The organism is bacterium (genome assembly GCA_035691305.1).
Lineage (GTDB): Bacteria > Sysuimicrobiota > Sysuimicrobiia > Sysuimicrobiales > Segetimicrobiaceae > DASSJF01.
In genome coordinates this window covers 21,748-41,719 of record DASSJF010000019.1, presented here as the reverse complement: position 1 = coordinate 41,719, position 19,972 = coordinate 21,748, and the positions used below count along the sequence as shown (strand labels likewise).

At 71.7% G+C, this 19,972-nt stretch carries 19 protein-coding genes; 4 read left to right on the top strand and 15 right to left on the bottom strand.

Translation table 11 applies throughout. From position 1 onward, the window contains the following. Positions 1-188: 188 nt before the first annotated feature. From VFL28_03630 to VFL28_03620, 3 genes are read right to left on the bottom strand one after another with little or no spacing between them, the layout of a single operon-like run. Positions 189-1,067 carry a carbohydrate ABC transporter permease gene (locus VFL28_03630; protein ID HET7263734.1) on the bottom strand — a complete coding sequence of 293 codons (879 nt, stop codon included), beginning with the start codon at positions 1,065-1,067 and terminating at the stop codon, positions 189-191. Beyond that, positions 1,064-2,038, bottom strand: coding sequence for a sugar ABC transporter permease (locus VFL28_03625; GenBank protein HET7263733.1), 975 nt, complete (start codon positions 2,036-2,038; stop codon positions 1,064-1,066). Before VFL28_03625 ends, VFL28_03630 begins: the two co-directional genes overlap by 4 nt. Before the next feature lie 3 nt (positions 2,039-2,041). Continuing rightward, positions 2,042-3,337 (bottom strand): ABC transporter substrate-binding protein, encoded by a 1,296-nt coding sequence (locus VFL28_03620; protein ID HET7263732.1) that lies wholly within the window; start codon positions 3,335-3,337, stop codon positions 2,042-2,044. A gap of 57 nt (positions 3,338-3,394) precedes the next feature. Between VFL28_03620 and rlmD the strand changes: the two genes are divergently transcribed. After that, the gene (gene rlmD / locus VFL28_03615) at positions 3,395-4,792 is read left to right on the top strand and encodes a 23S rRNA (uracil(1939)-C(5))-methyltransferase RlmD (GenBank protein HET7263731.1); all 1,398 of its coding nucleotides are present in this window, start codon (positions 3,395-3,397) and stop codon (positions 4,790-4,792) included. Here the strand turns inward: rlmD and VFL28_03610 are convergent, their stop codons facing one another. The 3 genes from VFL28_03610 to VFL28_03600 are packed head-to-tail and all read right to left on the bottom strand — an operon-like array spanning position 4,793 to position 8,165. Continuing rightward, entirely contained in the window at positions 4,793-6,073 is a 1,281-nt protein-coding gene (locus tag VFL28_03610) for an alkaline phosphatase family protein (GenBank protein ID HET7263730.1), read from the bottom strand. It lies immediately after the preceding gene. A 41-nt stretch (positions 6,074-6,114) separates the two neighbouring features. Next, entirely contained in the window at positions 6,115-6,990 is an 876-nt protein-coding gene (gene dapF, locus VFL28_03605) for a diaminopimelate epimerase (GenBank protein ID HET7263729.1), read from the bottom strand. Between the two features lie 2 nt (positions 6,991-6,992). After that, positions 6,993-8,165 (bottom strand): D-alanine--D-alanine ligase, encoded by a 1,173-nt coding sequence (locus VFL28_03600; GenBank protein HET7263728.1) that lies wholly within the window; start codon positions 8,163-8,165, stop codon positions 6,993-6,995. 66 nt (positions 8,166-8,231) lie between these two features. On the opposite strand from VFL28_03600, the gene VFL28_03595 reads away from it, so the two are divergent. Then, positions 8,232-8,981 carry an HAD family hydrolase gene (locus VFL28_03595; protein ID HET7263727.1) on the top strand — a complete coding sequence of 250 codons (750 nt, stop codon included), beginning with the start codon at positions 8,232-8,234 and terminating at the stop codon, positions 8,979-8,981. Here the strand turns inward: VFL28_03595 and VFL28_03590 are convergent. Beyond that, positions 8,978-10,162, bottom strand: a complete 1,185-nt coding sequence (locus VFL28_03590; protein ID HET7263726.1) for a PLP-dependent aspartate aminotransferase family protein — start codon at positions 10,160-10,162, stop codon at positions 8,978-8,980. The two genes, VFL28_03595 and VFL28_03590, sit on opposite strands and share 4 nt — an antisense overlap. After that, on the bottom strand, positions 10,149-11,078 hold the full coding sequence (locus VFL28_03585; protein ID HET7263725.1) for a DMT family transporter: 930 nt from the start codon (positions 11,076-11,078) through the stop codon (positions 10,149-10,151). Before VFL28_03585 ends, VFL28_03590 begins: the two co-directional genes overlap by 14 nt. A gap of 51 nt (positions 11,079-11,129) precedes the next feature. Between VFL28_03585 and VFL28_03580 the strand changes: the two genes are divergently transcribed. Together VFL28_03580 and VFL28_03575 are read left to right on the top strand one after the other, a co-directional pair. Beyond that, positions 11,130-12,071 carry a deoxyribonuclease IV gene (locus VFL28_03580; GenBank protein HET7263724.1) on the top strand — a complete coding sequence of 314 codons (942 nt, stop codon included), beginning with the start codon at positions 11,130-11,132 and terminating at the stop codon, positions 12,069-12,071. Beyond that, positions 12,068-12,289 carry a B-box zinc finger protein gene (locus VFL28_03575; GenBank protein HET7263723.1) on the top strand — a complete coding sequence of 74 codons (222 nt, stop codon included), beginning with the start codon at positions 12,068-12,070 and terminating at the stop codon, positions 12,287-12,289. The genes VFL28_03580 and VFL28_03575 overlap by 4 nt, the downstream gene beginning before the upstream one ends. Here the strand turns inward: VFL28_03575 and holB are convergent. The 7 genes from holB to VFL28_03540 form a co-directional block, all read right to left on the bottom strand. Then, positions 12,234-13,313, bottom strand: coding sequence for a DNA polymerase III subunit delta' (gene holB / locus VFL28_03570; protein HET7263722.1), 1,080 nt, complete (start codon positions 13,311-13,313; stop codon positions 12,234-12,236). The two genes, VFL28_03575 and holB, sit on opposite strands and share 56 nt — an antisense overlap. A 29-nt stretch (positions 13,314-13,342) precedes the next feature. After that, complete coding sequence (locus VFL28_03565) at positions 13,343-13,672, bottom strand: cyclic-di-AMP receptor (protein ID HET7263721.1); 330 nt, start codon at positions 13,670-13,672, stop codon at positions 13,343-13,345. Then, positions 13,669-14,349 carry a dTMP kinase gene (gene tmk / locus VFL28_03560; GenBank protein ID HET7263720.1) on the bottom strand — a complete coding sequence of 227 codons (681 nt, stop codon included), beginning with the start codon at positions 14,347-14,349 and terminating at the stop codon, positions 13,669-13,671. Before tmk ends, VFL28_03565 begins: the two co-directional genes overlap by 4 nt. A 22-nt stretch (positions 14,350-14,371) precedes the next feature. Beyond that, positions 14,372-15,919 carry a R3H domain-containing nucleic acid-binding protein gene (locus VFL28_03555; protein HET7263719.1) on the bottom strand — a complete coding sequence of 516 codons (1,548 nt, stop codon included), beginning with the start codon at positions 15,917-15,919 and terminating at the stop codon, positions 14,372-14,374. A gap of 209 nt (positions 15,920-16,128) precedes the next feature. Further along, entirely contained in the window at positions 16,129-17,325 is a 1,197-nt protein-coding gene (locus VFL28_03550) for a class I SAM-dependent rRNA methyltransferase (GenBank protein ID HET7263718.1), read from the bottom strand. Between the two features lie 58 nt (positions 17,326-17,383). Next, entirely contained in the window at positions 17,384-18,667 is a 1,284-nt protein-coding gene (locus tag VFL28_03545) for an endonuclease Q family protein (protein ID HET7263717.1), read from the bottom strand. Between the two features lie 19 nt (positions 18,668-18,686). After that, positions 18,687-19,925 carry an NAD(P)/FAD-dependent oxidoreductase gene (locus VFL28_03540; GenBank protein ID HET7263716.1) on the bottom strand — a complete coding sequence of 413 codons (1,239 nt, stop codon included), beginning with the start codon at positions 19,923-19,925 and terminating at the stop codon, positions 18,687-18,689. Between the last annotated feature and the right edge of the window lie 47 nt (positions 19,926-19,972).

Sequence of the window (19,972 nt, the reverse complement as noted above, 5' to 3'; positions counted from 1 at the left end):
CTGGGTCAAGTCAACAGGCCTAATGATGGACGAAGTCATAAAGTGGCATCTCTATCGAGTTTCACTGATCTTTTCGCGACAGGGCCAAACTCGACATAGGCCGCCTACCCTCCTCATAGCTCGCGGGCCAGCTGAAACATATGTGCGCGCGGGAACCATTCTACACGCGGGACGGAAGCAGTTTGCCGCTAGTCTTTGACCGCGCCCGCAACGAGACCGCGGATGAAGTACCGCTGCAGCGCGAAGAACACCGCGAGCGGCAGCGCCACCGAGACGAACGCCGCGGCCGTGAGCAGGTTCCACCCGCTCCCGAGCGAGCTCACCAGCCCGGCGATCGTCACGGTCAGCGGCGCCACGCTCGGCCGGCCGCCGAGGTAGCTCAGCGCGACGAGCAGATCGTTCCACACCCACAGAAACTGGAAGATCGCGAGCGAGGCGAGCGCCGGCAACGACAGCGGCAGCACCATCCGAAAGAACGTCTGCACGGCGTCCGCCCCGTCGATCGCCGCGGAGTCCAGCACGTCGGCCGGCAGTCCGGCGACGAAGTTTCTCAACAGAAAGACGGCGAGCGGGAGCCCGTAGCCCGCGTGCGCGAGCCACAGCGCGGGAAACGTGCCCGTCAGCCGCGCCGCCGTAAACAGCCGCAGCACCGGGACGAGCGTCGTCTGGATCGGGACGACGAGGAGGAGGACGATCACCGCAAACAGGGCGCCGCGTCCGCGAAACTCCATCCAGGACAGCGCGTAGGCCGCGTACGCCGCGATGAGCAGCGGAATCGCGGTTGAGGGCGCCGCGATCACCATACTGTTGAAGAAACCCGCGGCGAGCCTCTGGGTCCCGAGCACGGCCCGATAGTTGTCGAGGGTCAGGGCGGGATGCCGGAGGATGGTCCACCAGCCGCTTGCCGCCACGTCGGCCGCGGGGCGCAGCGAACTTACCAAGAGCCCGACCACCGGCGCGAGCCACGCCGTGCACACCAGCCACAGCACGAGATGCACGGGGAGCGCGCGCAGCGAGCGACGCCGTCGCCTCCCGACGGCCGATCCCGCGCCCCCGGGGCGCGTCATCGGGCCGCCTCCTCGCGGCGCAACCGGCGCAGGGTGACCGCCATGACCGGCACCGTGGCCGCCAGCAGGATCACGGCCAGCGCCGCGGCCCGGCCGAGGTGCTGATCCACGAACAGCGCATGGTACATCCGCGTCGCCAGCACCTCGGTGTCGAAGTTGCCGCTCGTCATCACGTAGACGACGTCAAAGACCTTGAGCGCGGTGACGACCATCGCCGTGGCCACCGCCCCGACGGTCGGACCGATCACCGGCAGCGTGACCTGCCGGAAGACGCGCCACTCTCCGGCGCCGTCGACCCGGGCCGCCTCGACGATGCCGGCCGGCACCGCCTTCAACGCCGCGGCGAAGACGACCGCGGCGAACCCGACCCAGATCCAGACGCCGGCGGCGATCAACAGGAGCGTGTTCCACGGCGCGCCGACCAGCCAGGCGCGCGGTTCGAAGCCGGGAACGACGGTGCTCAGCACCGCGTTCAGTAAGCCGATCTGCGGCGCACCGGCCGGCCTGAACTCGTAGACGAACTTCCAGATCACCGCGGCCGCGGTAAACGACAGCGCCATCGGCAGAAAGACGATACCGCGGACGGCGGCCTCGTATCGCACCCGCTCGGCGAGCGCGGCGACGGCGAGCCCGCCGGCCACGACCAGCCCGGTAAAGAGCACCAGCCAGAGCAGTGTGTTGCGCAGCGCGAGGAGCGCCTCCCGGCTCTGGAACGCGTACGCGTAGTTGCCGAACCCCGCCCAGGCGGCGCCGCCCGCGTCGCGCAGGCTCAGCGCCATGGTATCGAGCGTGGGATAGACGAGGAAAACCGCGAGGAAGGCCAGCGCGGGACACAGCCACGCCCACGGACGGAGCGTGCGGCGGCGGCGGGCGGGCAGCCGTGCAAGCGCCCACTCCACCGTCAGGATGTACGCCACCGACGCGGCCGGGGCGCCGGCCAGCGCCGCTACGGCGAGCAGCAGCGCGCGCACCGTCTACTTGTAGGCGTCCCGGGCGACGGCCTCGAGGTGTCCCAAGATGCTGCGCAGCTGATCCGGATGCGAGACGTAGTCGAGCGTGCCCGTGTAAAACGCGGCCGTCATCTCCGGCGGCATCATATCGGCGGCGCCGAAGCGGGCCACGGACGCGTGGACCAGCAGGTCCGCCGCGCGGCGGCTGAGCACGTCGGGATAGTCGCCGAGCGGCACGCCCTTGTTGGCGGACAGCGCTCCGCCGCGCTTCACCCAGATCGCCTGCGCTTCGGCGGAGACGAGATAGCGGATGAGCGCGCGGGCCTGCGGCGTATCGTGGAACATGCCGAAGACATCCCCGGCGATCTGCGCGACCCCGGCGTACTGCGGCGCGATCCGCGGCACCGGCACGAACGTCAGGTCGCTGCCGGGCCGCACCCATGAGAACTGTTTCTGAATCATGTCCTCGACGAACGTGGCCTGCATGTGGAAGAGGCAGCGCGGAGGCTTCGCGAACATCGGGAACGGGGCCTCGCCGAAGTCGGTCGCGAGGACCGCCTGCGGCCCGCCGTAGACGTACTTCGGGTTGGTGGCGATCCGCCCGAACTGCTGCCACGCCTGCCGCACCGGGGCGGAATCCCACCCGACCTTGTGCTGCACCCAGGCGTCGTGTGCCGCGGGCCCGGAGGCGCGCAGCAGCAGCATGTCGATCCAGTCGGTGGCCGGCCAGCCGGTCGTCGCGCCGCTGCCGAGCCCGAGGCACCAAGCCGTCGTGCCGCGACCCGCCAACCGGCCGGTCAGCGCCATCATCGCGTCCCACGTCGGCGGCAGCGCAACGTGCTCGGATGCAAGTGTCTTGGGATCGTACCAGACAAGGCCCTTCAGCGCCGCCTTGACAACGATCGCGTACGGCCGGCCGCCGATCCGACCGATGTCTCGCCAGGCCGCCGGATAGTCGCGGTCCACGTGCGCCATGTCGAGTACCCCCGCGAGCGGCTTGAGAGCGTGCGACCGCGCCAGCGACGGGAGCGCGCCGGGGTTCGGCAGCCCGGCCACGTCCGGCGGATTGCCGCCTTGGACGCGCGTCTGCAGCACCGCGCTGAGATCGCGCGTACCCTGAAACTCGACGCGCACGCCCGTGCGCTCTTCGAAGGGCTTGACCATCGCGTTGAAGCTGTCGAGCTCGGCCCCGCCCCAGGTGGCCAGCACGCTGACCGTCCCGCCCATCTGGCCCGCCGCGGCGGAATTGCCGGCGCCCGCGGCCAGCAGGACCGTCAAGGCGGACACCAATGCGAGAGCCGTGCGGCGTTCCGTCGCCACGCGGCATCACCTCCTGCACTTACCTATATCCCCTACGCGCGCTATGATGGCTGCGCAATGAGCGTTCAAGAACGGGATCAGCGAACGGCGGCGGCATCACGTGCGCCGCGGCCGAGGCGCGGCGACGAGATCACGCTGACGATCGACCGGCTCGCATACGGGGGGCGCGGCGTCGGACGGCTCGACGGCTTCGTCGTCTTCGTGCCCGATACGGCGCCGGGTGACCGGGTACGGGCGCGGCTGTGGCGGGTACGGTCCGGCTACGGCGAGGCCGATCTCGTGGGGATCGAGTCCCCCTCGCACGTCCGCACGGCGGCCCCCTGCCCGCACTTCGGGCCGTGCGGCGGCTGCACCTGGCAGCATCTCACCTACGACGCGCAGACGGCGGCGAAGGAGTCGATCGTCCGCGAAAGCCTCGCGCATCTCGGAGGCCTGCGGGACGTCGAGGTTCGGCCGATCGTCCGCATGGCCGCGCCCTGGTACTACCGCAACAAGATGGAGTTTTCGTTCCATCCAGGCGGCATCGGCCTCCACCGGCGCGGCGCGTTCGACAAGATCGTGCCGATCGCATCCTGCTACCTGGAGTCGCCGCGCACCAACATCATTCTCCAGGAAGTCGACGCGTTTGCCCGGACGTCGGGCCTCTCGTGCTACGATCCGCGCACCCACACGGGCATGCTCCGCCAGGTGGTGATCCGGGAGGCCAAGAACACCGGCGAGGTCATGGTCGCCCTCGTGACGGCCGCGCGCGAAGTGCCCGGGCTCCGGGGGCTCGCGGACCGGCTGCGCGCCGCCGTCCCGGAGATCGTGAGCGTGGCGCACGGCATCAACGCCGGGCCGTCGGACGGCGTGCCGCTCACGGACGTCACGATCGTCGCCGGGCGGCCGCACATCCGCGAGATCCTATCCGGCCTCACGTTCCGGATCGGGCTCGAGACGTTCTTCCAGACGAACACCGTCCAGGCCGAGCACCTCGTCCGGGCCGTCGAGGCCGACGCCGGTCTCCGGGGGGGCGAGACGGTGTTCGACCTCTACTGCGGGGTGGGCACGTTTTCGCTGGCGCTCGCGCGCCGGGCGGCGCGGGTGCTCGGGATCGAGATCGTCGCGCCGGCGATCGAGGCCGCGCGCGAGAACGCGGTGCTCAACGGGATCGCGAACGCCGAGTTCGCGAGCGGCGACGCGCGGCTGATGCTGCCGCAGATACTCGAGCGCGCCGGCCGGCCCGACGTGCTCGTCCTTGACCCGCCGCGCTCCGGCGCCGGAGGCCGGGTGATGCGCAAGGTCGCCGCCACCGGCGCGCGCCGCATCGTCTACGTGTCGTGCAATCCGACGACGCTTGCGCCGGACCTCAAGGAACTGATCGCCGCGGGCTACATCGCGCGGCATGCGCAGCCGCTGGATCTATTTCCGCACACCTACCACGTCGAGTGCGTGGTGCTGGCGGAACGCGGGTAGCTATCCGCCGCGCGCGAGCCGGACGAACAGCGGCATCAGATCGGTCCCTTTAAGCATCCCCAGCGCGCCCTTGGCGCAGGCCTTCTCGTTGAAGACCCGTGTCCCGTCCGGCTCAACGCCGTCGCCGGCGACGAGAAGCGGCACCGGATCGTCGGAGTGCCGGCCGAGCGTAACAGGCGTCGCGTGATCCGCCGTCACGGCGACCACGACGTCGTCGAGCGGCACCCGTTCCAGCAGCGTGCCGAAGAACGCACGGTCGATCAACTCGATGACGGCGCGCTTCGCCTCGGCGTCCCCGTCGTGCCCGGGCTCGTCCGGACCCTTGAGGTGCATGTAGAGGCCGTCGAAATTCGCGTACTCCCGCGCCGCGGTCTCCGCCCACTCTCGGTACACCCGCTCCTTGTCGGCGCCGCTCGGCGGGACCGGGATGACCTGCATCCCGGTGAGCTGCGCGATTCCCCGCTCGACCGGCATCTCGACGAAGCAGCCGAAGCGCGCCCCGAACCGCTCGGCGATCGGCGGCAGCTGCGGCGCGTGGTCCCCCGCGTCGCGGACGAGAATCAGGTTCGCCGGCGGCCGGCCGTCCGCCCGGCGCCGCGCGTTGACGGGATGCGCGTCCAGAATGCGGTGCGCCTGCTCCGTGAACTCGTTGACGAGCGCGGCGGCCACCTTGGCTTCCTCGCTCTGGTCGAGCGGCTCGCAGCGTTCGACCTCGTTGCCGACGTGCTCGCGGGCGACGCCGAGGCCCTGGACGCGGGCGTACGCGGGGTCGGTGTTGGAGATGTTGGCCGACAGCCGGCCGCCGCGGCGCCGGATCACGACCGCGGCCCGATGCGCCACGCTGCCGCGCACTTCGAGCTCCGCCGGGACGGCCGTGAGACGGACTTCGCGGGTCACCCCGTCGGCGAGGGCGTGCGCCTCTTCGGTCGACAGATTTCGGCCGGCGCGGCGGTCCAGAATCGTCCGCCCTTCGCCGCCGGTCGCGAAGTTGCCGCGCAGGGCGAGATCCCCGTCGCCGAAGCGCATGCCGGAGCCGACGACTTCGAAGACTCCGCGGCCGGTGTGGTACTTGAATGGATCGTAACCGAGGATCGCCATCACCGCGACGTCCGACTCCGGCGCGATGCCCTGTCCGACCGTCTGCACGAGCCCGGTGCGCCCGTCGAGGGTCAAGGCGCCGAGAAACGGCACGGCCGCCGCTTCGAGCGGTGTGCGGCCGTCGAAGGCCGGGACCGGCCGGTCGCCGAGCCCGTCGAGCACCGTATACAGAATGTGCGCCATCAGGTCACCGCCTGCCGGCGGACTCGCCGGCCACTATGTCTTCAACGGCGCCGGAGCCGCGCCAGCAGGTCCGCGCTCAGCGTTCCGCGCGACACTTCCTCGACCGGGCCGGTGAGCCGCAGCGCGTAGTCCGGCTCCACCTCGACGCGCAGCACCCCGCCCGGACTGTGCACGGCGAGATCCCGTCCGGTCCGGCTCCGCCGCACGCAGACCGCGGCCACCGCGCTCGAGCTCGTGCCCGACGCCGTCGTCTCGCCGGCCCCCCGCTCCCAGATCCGGATCGTCACCTTCCCCGGGGCGTCGACGCGCACGAACTGCACGTTGATGCGGTTGGGAAACATCGGGTGGTGCTCCAGCGCGGGCCCGAGGCGCGCGAGGTCGACCGCGGCCGGGTCGTCCACGAAAACGACGCAGTGCGGGTTGCCGACGGACACGGCGCTGAACTCCAGCCGCTCACCCGCGGCCTCGATCGTCTCGCCCACGACCTCGCGGTCCGGGCCGGCCACCGGGATCTCCCGGCTCCGAAACGTCGCGCGGCCCATCTCCGCGGTGATCGACCGCACCGCGCGAGCGCGGACGTGGAGCGCCACCCCGACGATGCCGCCCTTCGTGTCGATCGTGAACGACCGCCGCCGCACGTAGCCGTGGTCCCACAGACACTTCGCGAAGATCCGGATGCCGTTGCCGCTCTTCTCCGCCTCGCTACCGTCCGGATTGAAGATCCGCAGGCCGGCATCCGCGCGCCGGCTCCGCTCGAGCGTCAGGATGCCGTCCGATCCGACCCCGTGGTGCCGGTCGCAGATCGCGCGGATACGCTCGGGCGTGAGGCGCAGCGAGAGCGTGCGCGGGTCCATCACGAGGTAGTCGTTGCCGAGCGCGTGGGAGCGTACGTACTCGTCGCGGCGGAGGCGCGGCATGGTCAGGACGTGCCGGCGGACCCGGAGGGCGGTCCGCCCCGGCGGCTGCGGCGCCGGACGCGATCGCGCCGGAGCGCCGCGGCCACCATCCGGTCCAGCAGGTCCGCGTACTCGATGCCCGCGGTCCGCGCCGCGAGCGGGATGAGGCTGCCCTCCGCCAGACCCGGGATCGTGTTGACCTCGAGCACGACCACGTCGGTGCCGCAGAGAAACAGGTCCACGCGTGAGAATCCTTCGCAGCCGAGCACCTGGTGCGCCCGCAGCGCGAGCTGCTGCGCCTTCTCGGCCATCGGGCCGGGAATGCGCGCGGGACAGATCTCCTCGGACGCGCCTTGATACTTCGCCTCGTACGTGAAGAACTCGCGCTTCGGCACGATCTCGATCACCGGCAGCGGCTGTGGAACACCGGTGTCCGGGTCCTCAAGGATGCCGCACGTCAGCTCCGTGCCGCGCAGGTACTCTTCCACCAGGACGACGTTCCCGAATTCGAGCGCGGCGGCGACGGCGGCGCCGAGTCCGGCCTCGTCCCGCACGATTGTCACGCCGATGCTCGATCCCTGGGCATTCGGCTTGACGGCGCACGGATAGCCGAGGTCCCTGGCCACGCGGCGGGCAAGCTCCGCGGGCCCGGCGGCCCACTGATCGCCGTCGAGCTGGATCCACGCGGGCACCGGGAGGCCGCTCGCCTGCAGCACCTGCCGGCTGCGCAGCTTGTCCATCGCGAGCGCGCTCGCGAGCACGCCGGAGCCGGTGTACGGGATGCCGAGAAGCTCGAGCAATCCCTGCACGGTACCGTCCTCACCGTACTGCCCGTGCAGTGCGACAAACACGACGTCGACCTCGCCTTCGCGCACGACCTCATCGATGTGATGGGACGCGGCGGCGAGCGTCGGGACCGCGGACGATGGGCTCGGTTGGAAGGAGCCGTGCTGAGGAGACTTGCGCCCGCCGGCGCCGCCGGACCCCGGTGCCGGCAGCTTCAGCAGATCCGGCCGCGGCAGCCACTTCCCCTCGACCGTGATCTCAACGGGCAGCGCGTCGTACTTTGCGGGATCGAGAGCGCCGAGCACGCGGGTGCCGCTCCACAGCGAGACCTCCCGCTCGGCCGACGGGCCGCCAAACAAGACGGCGACGCGAAGCCGCCGCCGTGACGAACGCTGGGAAGCCGATGCCATGGGATGCGCCGCCGTATTCGGGGACAAAGGACGGTTCCCCTCCGGCAGCGTACGAGACGGGCGATCATGATTCGCGGAGCGATCTTCGACCTCGGCAGCACGCTCATCCGCCGGACGGGCCTCGAGCTCGAGCGCGTAAAGTGCGCGGCGCTCGCGTCGTACGCCGCGTCCGACTGCGGATGCCGCGAGCCCGAGGCGTTCGCGGCGCGCCTGCTCGAGATCCGGCTCGCCGGCTGGAAACGCTCCGAGGCGGAGCTGGTCGAGGTCCCGGCCGCGGCGGCCTTCGTGGAAGCGTTCACCGCGTCGGGCCTCGAGATCACCGACGACGTCCTGGCGCGGGCGGAGGCGGTCTTCTTCGAGCCGGAGCTGACGATGAGCCGCCTGTACCCGTCGGCGGTCGAGATGCTCGAGGCGCTGGCGGGGATGGGTCTGCGCCTCGGGATGATCAGCAACGCCACGAGCCATCAGCTCGTGGTCGACATCGCGCGCCGGCACGGCATCCACCGCTATTTCGACCCGATCGTCACCTCGATGGGCTTCGGCCGTCCGAAACCTCACCCGGGCATCTTCCGGTATGTGCTGGAGGATTGGGGCATTGCGCCCGGGGCGGCGGTGATGATCGGCGACACCCTGGGGGCGGACGTGCTCGGCGCGAACACGGTGGGGATGCGCGCGATCCTCGTCGACATCGAGCCGAATCCGGACAATCCGAGGTTCGCGACGCGGGCGCGGCCCAACGTAACGGTCACGCGCCTCGACGAGATCCCGGCGGTGATCCAGGAGTGGAACCGCGACGAGGACGGACGGCGGGGCTAGACCGTTGTGAGCGCCTGATCGAAATCGCCGATCAGGTCGTCGATATCCTCGATCCCGACTGAAATCCGGATCAGGCCGTCGCTGATGCCGGCCTCGAGCCGCACTTCGCGCGGCATGTTGACGCTCGTCGTCGAGGCCGGATGCGTCACCAGCGTGCAGATCCCGCCGAGGCTGACGGCGAGCTTCGCGACCTGCAGCGCCTCGACGCAGCGCGCGCCCGCGGCGACATCGCCCTTCACTTCGATGCTCATCATCCCGCCGAAGCCGCCGGGCATCTGCCGCGCCGCGATCTCGTGCCGCGGATGGCCGGGCAACCCCGGGTAGTGCACGCGCGCGACCTTCGGGTGCGCGGCGAGGTGGCGCGCGAGCGCGAGTGCGTTCGCGTTGTGCCGCTCGACGCGGAGTCCCAGCGTGGCGACGCCGCGGGTCAGCAGGAACGCGGCGAACGGGTCGAGCACCCCGCCGAACACGCGCAGCGTCGCCACGCACGACCGGAGCGCCTCGCGGGAGCCGGCGATCACGCCGGCCGTGACGTCGTGATGGCCGCCGAGGTACTTCGTCGCGCTGTGGCAGACGAGATCCACGCCGAGCGACAGCGGCCGCTGGTTGTACGGGGTTGCGAAGGTGTTGTCCGCAACCGTGCGCGCGCCGTGCGCCCGGGCGAGCGAGGCCACGCCGGCGATGTCGATGATGCCGAGCAGCGGGTTGTTCGGCGTCTCGATGTAGAGAAGGCGCGTATTGGGGCGCAGCCCCCGCTCGTAGGCGGACACGTCCGGGTCGTCGAGCACGGTCGCCTCGACCCCGAACCGCGGCAACACGTCCGTAAAGAGCTGAAACGACGCCTGGTACACGGCCTTCGGCGCGATCAGGTGATCGCCCCGCTTGAGCAGCCCGACGACCGCCGTCGCGATCGCCGCCATGCCCGACGACGCGGCCAGCGCGGCCTCGGCGCCCTCGAGCAGGGCGACCTTCTGCTCGAAGAGATCGGTCGTCGGGTTGCCCCAGCGCGTGTAGAGGTATCCCGGCCCCTTCTCCGCGGCGAGCCGCGCGCCGTCTTCGACGCTGTCGTACTTGAACGTCGCCGTCTGATAGATCGGCGCGACCACCGACTTGTTGGCATCCTCGATGCGCCCGCCGTGGATCGCGGTCGTGGTAAAGCCGCGCCGTTCACGCGATGCCATGGATGCGTCCTCCTTTGTCGGCCGCCGGGGGCGACGCGGACGCGACCGCGTCGAAGGCGGCATCCCGCCCCAGTGCGCCGATCACCACGCTCGATAGGATCAGCACCGCGCCGGCCGCCTGGCGCGAGCCGAGCGGCTCTCCGAGCCACGCGACGCCGAACCCGACGGCGGCTACGGGCTCGATGGCGAACAGCAGGCCGGTGCGGGTCGGCGAAACGGCGCGCTGGGCCCACGCCTGCGCGACGTACGCTCCGAGGGTCGCGGCCACGGCCATGAACGCGATCGCGGCGGCCGCCGCGACCGGCACCGTCCGGGGTGCCGCCTCCGCGGCCGCGGCCCACAGACCGGCGAGCACGGCGACCGTCGCGACCTGCGCACAGGCGAACGCGGCCGCGGGCACGTCGCGCGCGACCCGCCCGACGAGGATCGCCTGCAGCGCCAGGGCGGCGGCGCACCCCAGCACCAGCACATCGCCGGCGCCCAGCCCGCCACCCTGCCAGAGCAGCAGCCATAACCCCGCGACGGCGAGGAGCACCGCCGGACCGAGCGCGGGGCCCGGCGCGCGGCGGCGCCAGGCCAGCAGCATCAGCGGAATCATGACGACGTTCAGCCCGGTGATGAGACCCGCGTGGCTCGCGGTGGTCAGCCGCAGCCCGACCGTCTGCAGCGCGTACCCGGCAAAGAGCACCGCGCCCGCGAGCGCGCCCGCGCGCAGACCGCGCGCGCCCAGGCGTCCGCGGCCCCGCCACGCGAGCGGCGCCATCAGCAGCGCGGCCAGACCGAAGCGCAGGGCCAGGTACTGAAACGGACCGAGGTGGCGGAGCACGAGCTTGCCGAGCGGAAACGTCGCGCCCCACACGACCGCGACGCCCGCCAGCGACAGCGCGGCGGCGGCACGCAGCACCGGTGGAGACATAGGAGCGCAGTTCGGGAGGTCCAAACGTCGCTCCTCCGCGAAGCCCCCGCCATGCCCGTCGGCGCGCACGTATCGATCGCCGGCCGCGTCCACGACGCGATCCCGCGCGCCGTCGCGATCGGCTGCGAGTGTCTGCAGATCTTCGTCGGCAGCCCGCGGCAGTGGCGCCTCGTCGACTACGATCCGGCCGACGCCGCGGAGTTCCGGCGGCGCCGCGCACGCGCCGGCCTCGACCCGCTGGTTGCGCACGCGTCGTACCTCGTCAACTTCGCCACCGCCGACCCGGAGCTGTTCCGCCGGTCGGTCGACTCGCTGACCCACACCGTGCGCGGAATGGAAATGCTCGGCGGGCTGGGCGCGGTCACGCATCTCGGCAGCACGCTCGGCACGGGGTGGAACGAGTGCTGCGACCGGGTCGCGCTTGCGCTGCGCACCGTGCTCGCGCGGACCTCGAAAACGCTGGTGCTCCTCGAGGGCAGCGCCGGCGCGACGATCGGCGGCACGTTCGAGCAGCTGCGCGAGATCATCCACGCCGCGGGCGGCAGCCCGCGCCTCGGCGTCTGCCTCGACACCGCGCATCTCTTCGCGGCCGGCTGGGACATCCGTACCCCGGCGGGAGTCGCCGGGATGGTGGACGCCTTCGACCGCCGCGTGGGGCTGCCGCGGCTGCGGGTGCTGCACCTCAACGACTCCAAGAGCGCGCTCGGGTCGCGGCTCGACCGGCACGAGAATATCGGGGAAGGCCAGATCGGCCGCGGCGGATTCCGTGCGGTCTTCCGGCACCCCGCCTTGCGCGAGCTGCCCGGCCTCATCGAGACGCCGGGGTTCGACCGGCAGGGCCCGGACCGCCGCAACGTCATGATCCTGAAGACGCTCCGGGCGGCGGCGGTGCGCGCGGCGCGGCCGGCCCGTCCGGCAAGAGCCGCGTCCGCGAGGAACACCGCCGCGGCGAAGCGCCCGCTTCGGGCGGCGGGATCGGGACGCGCGCGATGAAGTGCGCAAACCACCCCGACCGCAACGCGCTCGGCTATTGTTCGAGCTGCGGGAAAGCGCTGTGCTCGGAATGCCTCGTCCGGCTCTCGACCGGCAACTTCTGCGACACGTGCGCGAACCCAGGCGCCGCGGCACGGCCGCGGCGCGCCGTACCGTGGTGGCTTATTGTCGCGGGGGCGGGGGCGCTGTTCGTGCTGGTGCGGGTCGTGGTCCACTGACCGGCCGGCCCGCGTCCGGGGCCAGCCGGATGCCGGCGAAGAGGTGCTCGAGCACGAGACGCGGGTTCACGTTCTCGCGCAGGCGCGTCTTGGCCGCTTCGATCGCCGCGGCGGCGTCGCGCACCCCGTCCGGCCGGGCGCGCTCCGCCCACGCCGCGACCTGATCGCGGCGATCGAGGTTCACGAGCAGCCCCGCGTCACGCACCGCCTGCCAGACCGCCACGTCCCGGACCCAGAGGAGCGCCGTGTCGAGCCACCGCTCGATCTCGTCCTTCTGACGCGAGACCGCTTCGGCCGCCTCGAGCCGCTTGACGGGTCCCCCGCCGGCGACGGCCCCGAGCGTCTTCACCACGTCCTGCCGGAACTCGAGCGCCGCCGCGGCCTGGGCCGACTCGCGCAGCGCGAGCCCCGGCCGCCCGCCGGCCAGCGCGCCCATGAACGGCGCCTGCTCCGCGGGCACGCCCGCCCGCTCGGTGAGCGCGGCGGCGATCTCCGCCGCCGGCACGAAGGTAAAGCGAACGATCTGCGATCGGGAGACGATCGTGGGCAGCAGCGCGGAGGCCGACTCGGAGATCAGGATGATCACGCTGTGCGCGGGCGGCTCCTCGAGCACTTTGAGGAGGCTGTTGGCCGCCTCGGCGCGCATCGCCTCGGCGTCCTCGACGACGAATACCTTCCACCGCGCCTCGTAGGGCGGGTACGCGGCGTCGTGCTTCAGGTCGCGGATCTGCTCGATTCCGACCGCGCGCCGCTCCGCCCCCGATTCCGTCCTCCCGCCCGGCGCGACGATCTTTAGGTCCGGATGCGCGCCCGCGGCCACCTTGCGGCAGGCGGCGCAGCGCCCGCACGCGTCGTCGCCGCCGGTCTCGCAGAGCAGCGCCTGGGCGAAGGCGAGCGCCGCCGCGCGCCGGCCGACGCCCTCCGGGCCGACGAACAGATACGCGTGTCCGACGCATCCGCTCCGAAGCGCGCCCTGGAGCACCGCGCGGGCGTCGCGCTGGCCGATCAGGTCGCGAAAGAACATGCGGGGCGGGCCGGGCGGTGGAGCGCGGCCTACACCTTCACCATACGCTCGACGTCGAGCACGAAGACGATCGCGCCGCCGACCTGCACTTTGACCGGGTACGAGATGTACGAGTCGACGGGCTCGACGACCGGCGGCAGCGGGCTCACGAGCTGCTCGCGGACGTGGCAGTACTTCTGGATCACGGCCATCACGTCTTCGACGCGGTGCTCCTCGACGCCGATCAGGATCGTCGCGTTGCCCTCGCGGAGGAACCCGCCCGTGCTGGCCAGCATCGTCGCCTGGAACTCGGCGGCGACGAGGCCTTCCATGAGCCGGCGCTGGTCCTTTTCCTGCACGATCGCCAGGATCAGCTTCACGACGCGCCTCCCGCACGGGCCCGCTCTCGGAGCACACCGTCGACCGCCGCCGCGATCTCCCGCTGCACGTCCGCGACGGGCCGGCGAGCGTCGAGCACCCGGATGCGTTGCGGGTCAATTCTGGCAAGCGTGAGAAACCCCTCCCGGACCCGCGCGTGAAACGCGAGCGTCTCGCGCTCCAGGCGGTCCCCGCCCTCCCAGCGGGCGGCCCGTGCGCCCTCCGGCCGCGTGCGGGCGGTGGCGGCGCGGGCCCGCCGCAGGCCCGTCTCCGGGTCCAGGTCGAGGAGGAGGGTCAGGTCCGGCCGCAGCCCGCCGGTCGCCGCGTCGTTGACGGCACGGACGACGTCGACGCCCAGACCGCGGGCCACCCCCTGGTAGGCGAGCGACGCGTCGACGTACCGCTCGCAGACGACGACCCGCCCCCGCGCCAGCGCGGGCGCGATGACCTCGGCGACGAGCTGCGCCCGCGAGGCGGCAAAGAGCAGCATTTCCGTCCGGGGGGTCAGTTCGGCGTGGCGGGGGTCGATCAGGAGCGCGCGGATCTGCTCGCCGATCGCGGTCCCCCCGGGCTCGCGCACCGGCACGACGTCGCGGCCCGCCGCGACCAAATATTCCACGAGGAGGGCCGCCTGCGTGGTCTTGCCGGCGCCGTCGGGCCCCTCGAGCGTGATGAACACGCCGCGAGGGGCCGCCCGCTCGCTATTGGGGATAGATCACCACGCGGCGGAACGGGTCGGTCCCCTTGCTCTCCGACGCGAGACCGTACCGCTGGATCAGCTGATGCTGCAGCCGGCGGAGGTAGGAGTTCTGCGGGCCCAGTTCCACCGGCTGGGCCGCGGCCATCACTTCCGAAATCGCCTCTTCGGCCTCCCGCATCGCCTGCTCTTCCGGGCTCATGCGGTCCTGCACGCCGAAGATCTCGCGCAGCACGCCCTCGATTTGCGACAGCGTGTTGCTCTTGATGATGTGCGTCGGGAGACCCCGGGTCCCGGCCTCGCGCAGGCGCTTCGGCTGCCGCCGCTCCTGCGACTTGAGCGTCAGCAGCACGTCGGCGTCGTGCAGCGCCTCGGCGATCATCGCCGGCACCCGCAGCTCGCGGATCGCCCGTTCGAGCCGGTTGCGGCTGACCGCGTAGGGGTAGATGCGCACGACCTTTTGGGGCGGCGCGACCGGCGCGTGATGCCCGTTCTGGCCGTTGCCGTTTGCGGCCGCGGCGGCTTCCGCCGCCATCTCGCCGCTCGTGATCCGCACCTCGCCCTCCGCGGTCCGCGTGCGGATCTCCGGCCGCGGCAAGGCACCCCGCAGGAACCGGTCCACGACGTGCGCCACGTCGTGGTGCACGGCGAGCCGGTCTTTGTCCTGGATCTCGATCACCACATCGAACGTCGGCGGCGCCTTGCGCTCGAGCACGGTCTTCTGGGTCCCGCGGCGCCGCGCTTCCTCGTCGCCGAGCGTCACGGCCTGAATCCCACCGACGAGATCCGACAGGGTCGGGTTCTGGAGCAGATTGTCGAGTGTGTTCCCGTGCGCGGTCGCGATCAGCTGCACCCCGCGCTCGGCGATCGTCCGCGCGGCCTGTGCCTCCGCCTCGGTGCCGATCTCGTCGATGACGATGACCTCGGGCATGTGGTTCTCGACGGCCTCGATCATCACCGCGTGCTGCAGTTCAGGGTACGGCACCTGCATGCGCCGCGCCCGGCCGATGCCGCGATGCGGGATGTCGCCGTCGCCGGCGATCTCGTTGCTGGTGTCGACGACCACGACGCGCTTGTCCGCCTCGTCGGAGAGCACGCGCGCGGCCTCGCGCAGCAGCGTCGTCTTGCCGACGCCGGGGCGTCCGACCAGCAGCACGCTCTGCCCGGCCTCGATCACGTCGCGCACGATGTCGACGGTGCCGAAGACCGCGCGGCCGACGCGCAGCGTAAGACCGATCACGTCGCCGGCGCGGTTGCGGATCGCGGAGATGCGGTGGAGGGTGCGCTCGATGCCGGCGCGGTTGTCCTTGCCGAAGGCGCCGACGCGGCTGGCGACGTGGTGGAGGTCTTCACGGGAGACGAATCCGTCCGAGATCCGAACCACTCGCGTCGGGAAGCGAGCCTCGGGCTCGCGGCCCAGATCCAGCACGATCTCCAGCAGCGTATCGAGATCGCCCTGCATTTCGATCTGCCGGCGGATCTCCGGCGGCAGGATTTCGAGCAACAGATCCAGGTTATCGGTAATCCGAATCTGGTGGCTTGCCACCACCATCTGTCACCTCACCAGTTCGTCTTCGATGCCCCGGCGGCGTCGAGGTGCTACGATTGCCGGCCGGGAAACGGGCCGGCGGGGCCTCGGAAAAGACAAGGAGGAGAACCACGCGGGTTCTCCTCCCGTCGAGTCCACCGATATCGGCGAAACATCGCTATCATCATTATAGGTTTCCCCGCCCTGCCCTGCAACGATTTTCCACCCGCCGGCTATTCCACCTCTAAGATCAGGCACTTGAGGTACCGCGTCTCCGGCACCCCGAGCGAAACCGGGTGGTCGCGTGCCTGGGCGCGGCGCTCCACAAGCCGGACCCACCGCCCGGCGTCCCGCGCGGCGTCCTGTACGACGGCCTCCAGCGCCGCCTCGTCGACGTGATACGAACACGAGCACGTCACCAGCCACCCGCCGGGGCGCAGAATCTTGAGCGCCCGAAGATTGATCTCTTTGTACCCGGCGAGGCCGCGCTCGAGCGCCGCGCGCGTCTTCACAAACGCCGGCGGGTCGAGGATGACCGCGTCGAACCGCGCCCGCCCGCGGTCCAGGCGGCGGAGCTCGTCGAAGGCGTTCGCGGTCACCGCCCGGCACCGGGCTCCCACCCCGTTCAACGCCGCGTGCCGGGCGATCGCGGCGGCGGCCGGGTCGGAAATCTCGACCGCGGTGACCTCCGCGCCGCGGCGGGCCGCGTGCACCGCCCACGCGCCGGTATAGGCGAAGACGTCCAGCACCTCGCCGCGCACAAGCCCCGCCGCGTAGACGCGATTCTCGCGCTGGTCGAGGAAGAACCCGGTCTTCTGGCCCCCGGCGATGTCGACCACGAACGTCGCCCCGGCCTCCTCGATCACGACGTCGATCGGCCCGCCGGTGGCGGTCATGCCGCCCGGCGCCCCCCGGGACGGCGCGCCGGCGAGCCAGCCCCGCTCGCGCGGCAACCCCTCCAGCCGCCGCACCGCGGGATCGTTGCGGGCGTAGACCGACGCGGCGCCGGTGACCTCCAGCAACAGCCGCGCGAGCATCGTCTTTCGGCGGTCCATGCCGGCCGTGAGCGTCTGCACGACGAGCGTGCCCGCGTAGCGGTCGACGACCAGCCCGGGCAGCAGATCGCTTTCGCCGAACACGAGCCGGTAGGCGGCGGTGTCCACGACCACGTCGCGCCGGAACGCGGCCGCGCGCTCGAGCCGCTCCCGAAAGAACGCCTCGTCGAGGTCGCGGTCGTCGGCGGTCAGCAGGCGGACGGTGATCAGCGAGCGGGTGTTGATGAAGCCGGCGCCGAGGTGGCGGCCGCCGGCGTCGTGGACGGTAACCGCGTCGCCGTCCCGGGGGTCGCCGAGCACGCGGGCGATCTCGCCCCGGTAGACCCAGAGGTGGCCGGCGCGCAGCCGCGCCTCGCGCCCGGGCCGGAGCACCACGGTCGGGCGCGTCTGCGGACGGATCGAGGTCCTGTCTCGGCCGCCTTCGCGGGGTTCCTTAGAAGAGGCTGGTCTGCGCCGGCTGCGCCGCTGCCGCGGCGCGGCGTTCGTCGTCCGCCGCTCCTCCGAAAACGTTGATCTCGCCGAAGAGGCCGTCGTACCCGGGGCGGATCTCGACCCGCCCCTCGCGCACGCGCCGCACGCCGTCGACGACGCGCGGCCGGGTGTGCCGCGCCAGCTCGCCGAGCGGCACGTCCAGCAGCACGTTGAACTCGCCGCCGAGTGAGCGGACGATCTTGAAGTACTCCTCGCGCACGGCGCCCGTGCCGGGCTGCGACCCGAAGGCCGCGGCGATGATCTCCTCGAGGGGAATCAGGTTCCGGAAGGGCATGCGTCCTTCGGCGCCGCCGCCCTCCGGCCGGTCCGCGAGCGCGTCCACGCGCGACATCACGCCGACCGTGACGGGCCGGCCGCAGCCGGGGCACCGGCCGCCCGCCGCGCGCGTCTCGGCCGGGGACAGCCGCTGCCCGCACGCCCGGTGGCCGTCGAAGTGGTACTTGCCCTCCTCGGGAAAGAACTCGATCGTGAACAGAAACCGCGTCCGGTCCTCGCCCCGCAGCACGCGCAGCATGTCCGCGTAGTCGAGTTCGCAGTCGAGGACGTTCGCCTCGCGTCCGAGCTTGGCGGGCGAGTGCGCGTCCGAGTTGCTGACCAGCATCACGCCGTCGAGCTGGGAGAGCCGCCAGTTCATCGGCGGGTCGCTGCTGAGCCCCGTTTCGACGGCCTTGATGTGGCGCGCCTGGTCCCCGAAGCACTCCGACAGCGCGTCGAACCCCGAGTTGCTGCCGTAGAGCGAGAACCACGGGGTCCAGACGTGGGCCGGAATAACCATGCAGTCCGGCGAGATCTCCATCACGTACTCGACCAGCTTGTTGCTCGGGAGCGACAGCGTCGGCCGGCCGTCCGCCATCAGGCTGCCGAACCGGGCCAGAACGGCGTTGATCTTGTCCACGACCTCGAAGCTCGGGGCGAGGATGACGATGTGGATCTTCCGCAACCGTCCCGCCTGCGGATAGATGTTGCTGACCTCGACGGTCAGCATGAAGTGCTGCTCGCCGTACGTGAAGAGGCCGCGGCCGTTGGGCTTGAGCTTCGCCTTGAGCTCGCGCAGCCACACCGGGTGCGTGAAGTCGCCCGTGCCGACGACGGTGATGCCCTTGAACCCGCACCACCGGGCCAGATTCTCGACGTCCATGTCCCGGCTGGTGGCGCGGCTGAATTTCGAGTGGAGGTGCAGGTCGGCGATGACTCTTTGAGACCCCTGCATGTGAGATGGTTGCACGCGGTGGAGATCTTCTCCTCTACATCTGCACGAGCATGCCGTGCACGAGCGCCTGCCCGACGACCGGCAGCAGCGCCGGGCGCCTGAGCGCCGCGGCCGCGAGCGAGCGCAGCAGCGGCACAAAGATCCGCGATTGATACTGCGTGTCGCCGTCGGCCTCCACGCTCGCCCGCACGGCGGGGCTCGCGTGAATGAAGCGCATCACGAGGTCGAGCTCCCGATCCGCGACCCGGTTGATCACGCGGCGGCCCAGGGCCGTGAAGGCCACCTCGCGGCCGAACGCCCTCCGCCACGCGCGGTCGTAGGCCGCGGCCGCGCCTCGGTCGCCCGCCGCGTACCGCGCCGCCGCGGTCCCGGCGAGGCGGCCGGCGATCATCGCGAAGTAAATGCCGCCGCCCGACGTCGCCTTGACCTGGCCCGCGGCATCGCCGACCACCAGCATGCCGCCGCGCGACGCGGGCGCGCGGCCGGTCAGCATCGGGATCCGGCCGGCCACCTTGCGTACCACCGACGCGCCGGCGGCCCGCAGGCGCAGCGCCGGGTGCGTGGCCAGCAGCCGCTCGAGAAAGTGCACCGGCGCGTACCGGGTCTCCCGCGGATCCACCGCGAGGCCGACCCGCGCGCGATCCCGGCCCACCGGCAGCAGCCACGCGAAGAATCCCGGGGCGATCTCGCGCCCGAAGAACATCTCGGGCGTGTCCGCTTCCAGACCGCCGACGCCGCGCATCTCGTACTGCAGGCCGTTCGCGTACGTTCGCACCAGGCGCAGCCCGAGCGCGGCCGGCAGCCGGGGAGAGGCGCCCTCGGCGTCGATCACGGTGCGCGCCTCCACCTGAAACGCGCCGGACCGCCCCGCGAACGAGCCGGCAACGCGCAGCCGGCCGTCGTGTTCGGAGGCCTCCGTTACCCGCACGCCGGTGACGACCTCCGCGCCGGCCCGCGCCGCGCGCGCGACCAGCCACTGATCAAACGCGATGCGGTCGACGACGTACGAATCGGCGGACGCGCGCCGGACGCGCACGGCGACTCCGCCCGGCGAGTGGAAGACGGCGGCGCTCAGCGCGTTCACGGCCAGCGTCCGGGGCAGGTCGAACTCGCGAAATGCGTGCAGCGAGAGTTTGCCGGTGCAGTGCGTGGGAATGCCGACGGTGTGGTGCTCCTCCACCAGCAGCGTCCGGAGACCCTGACCCGCCGCGGCCCGGGCCGCTTCGGCTCCCCCGGGCCCGCCGCCCACGACGACGACGTCATAGCCCGCCACGGGGCAACCGGGTTCGATAGAACACGAGGGCATTTCCTGCCCTTACG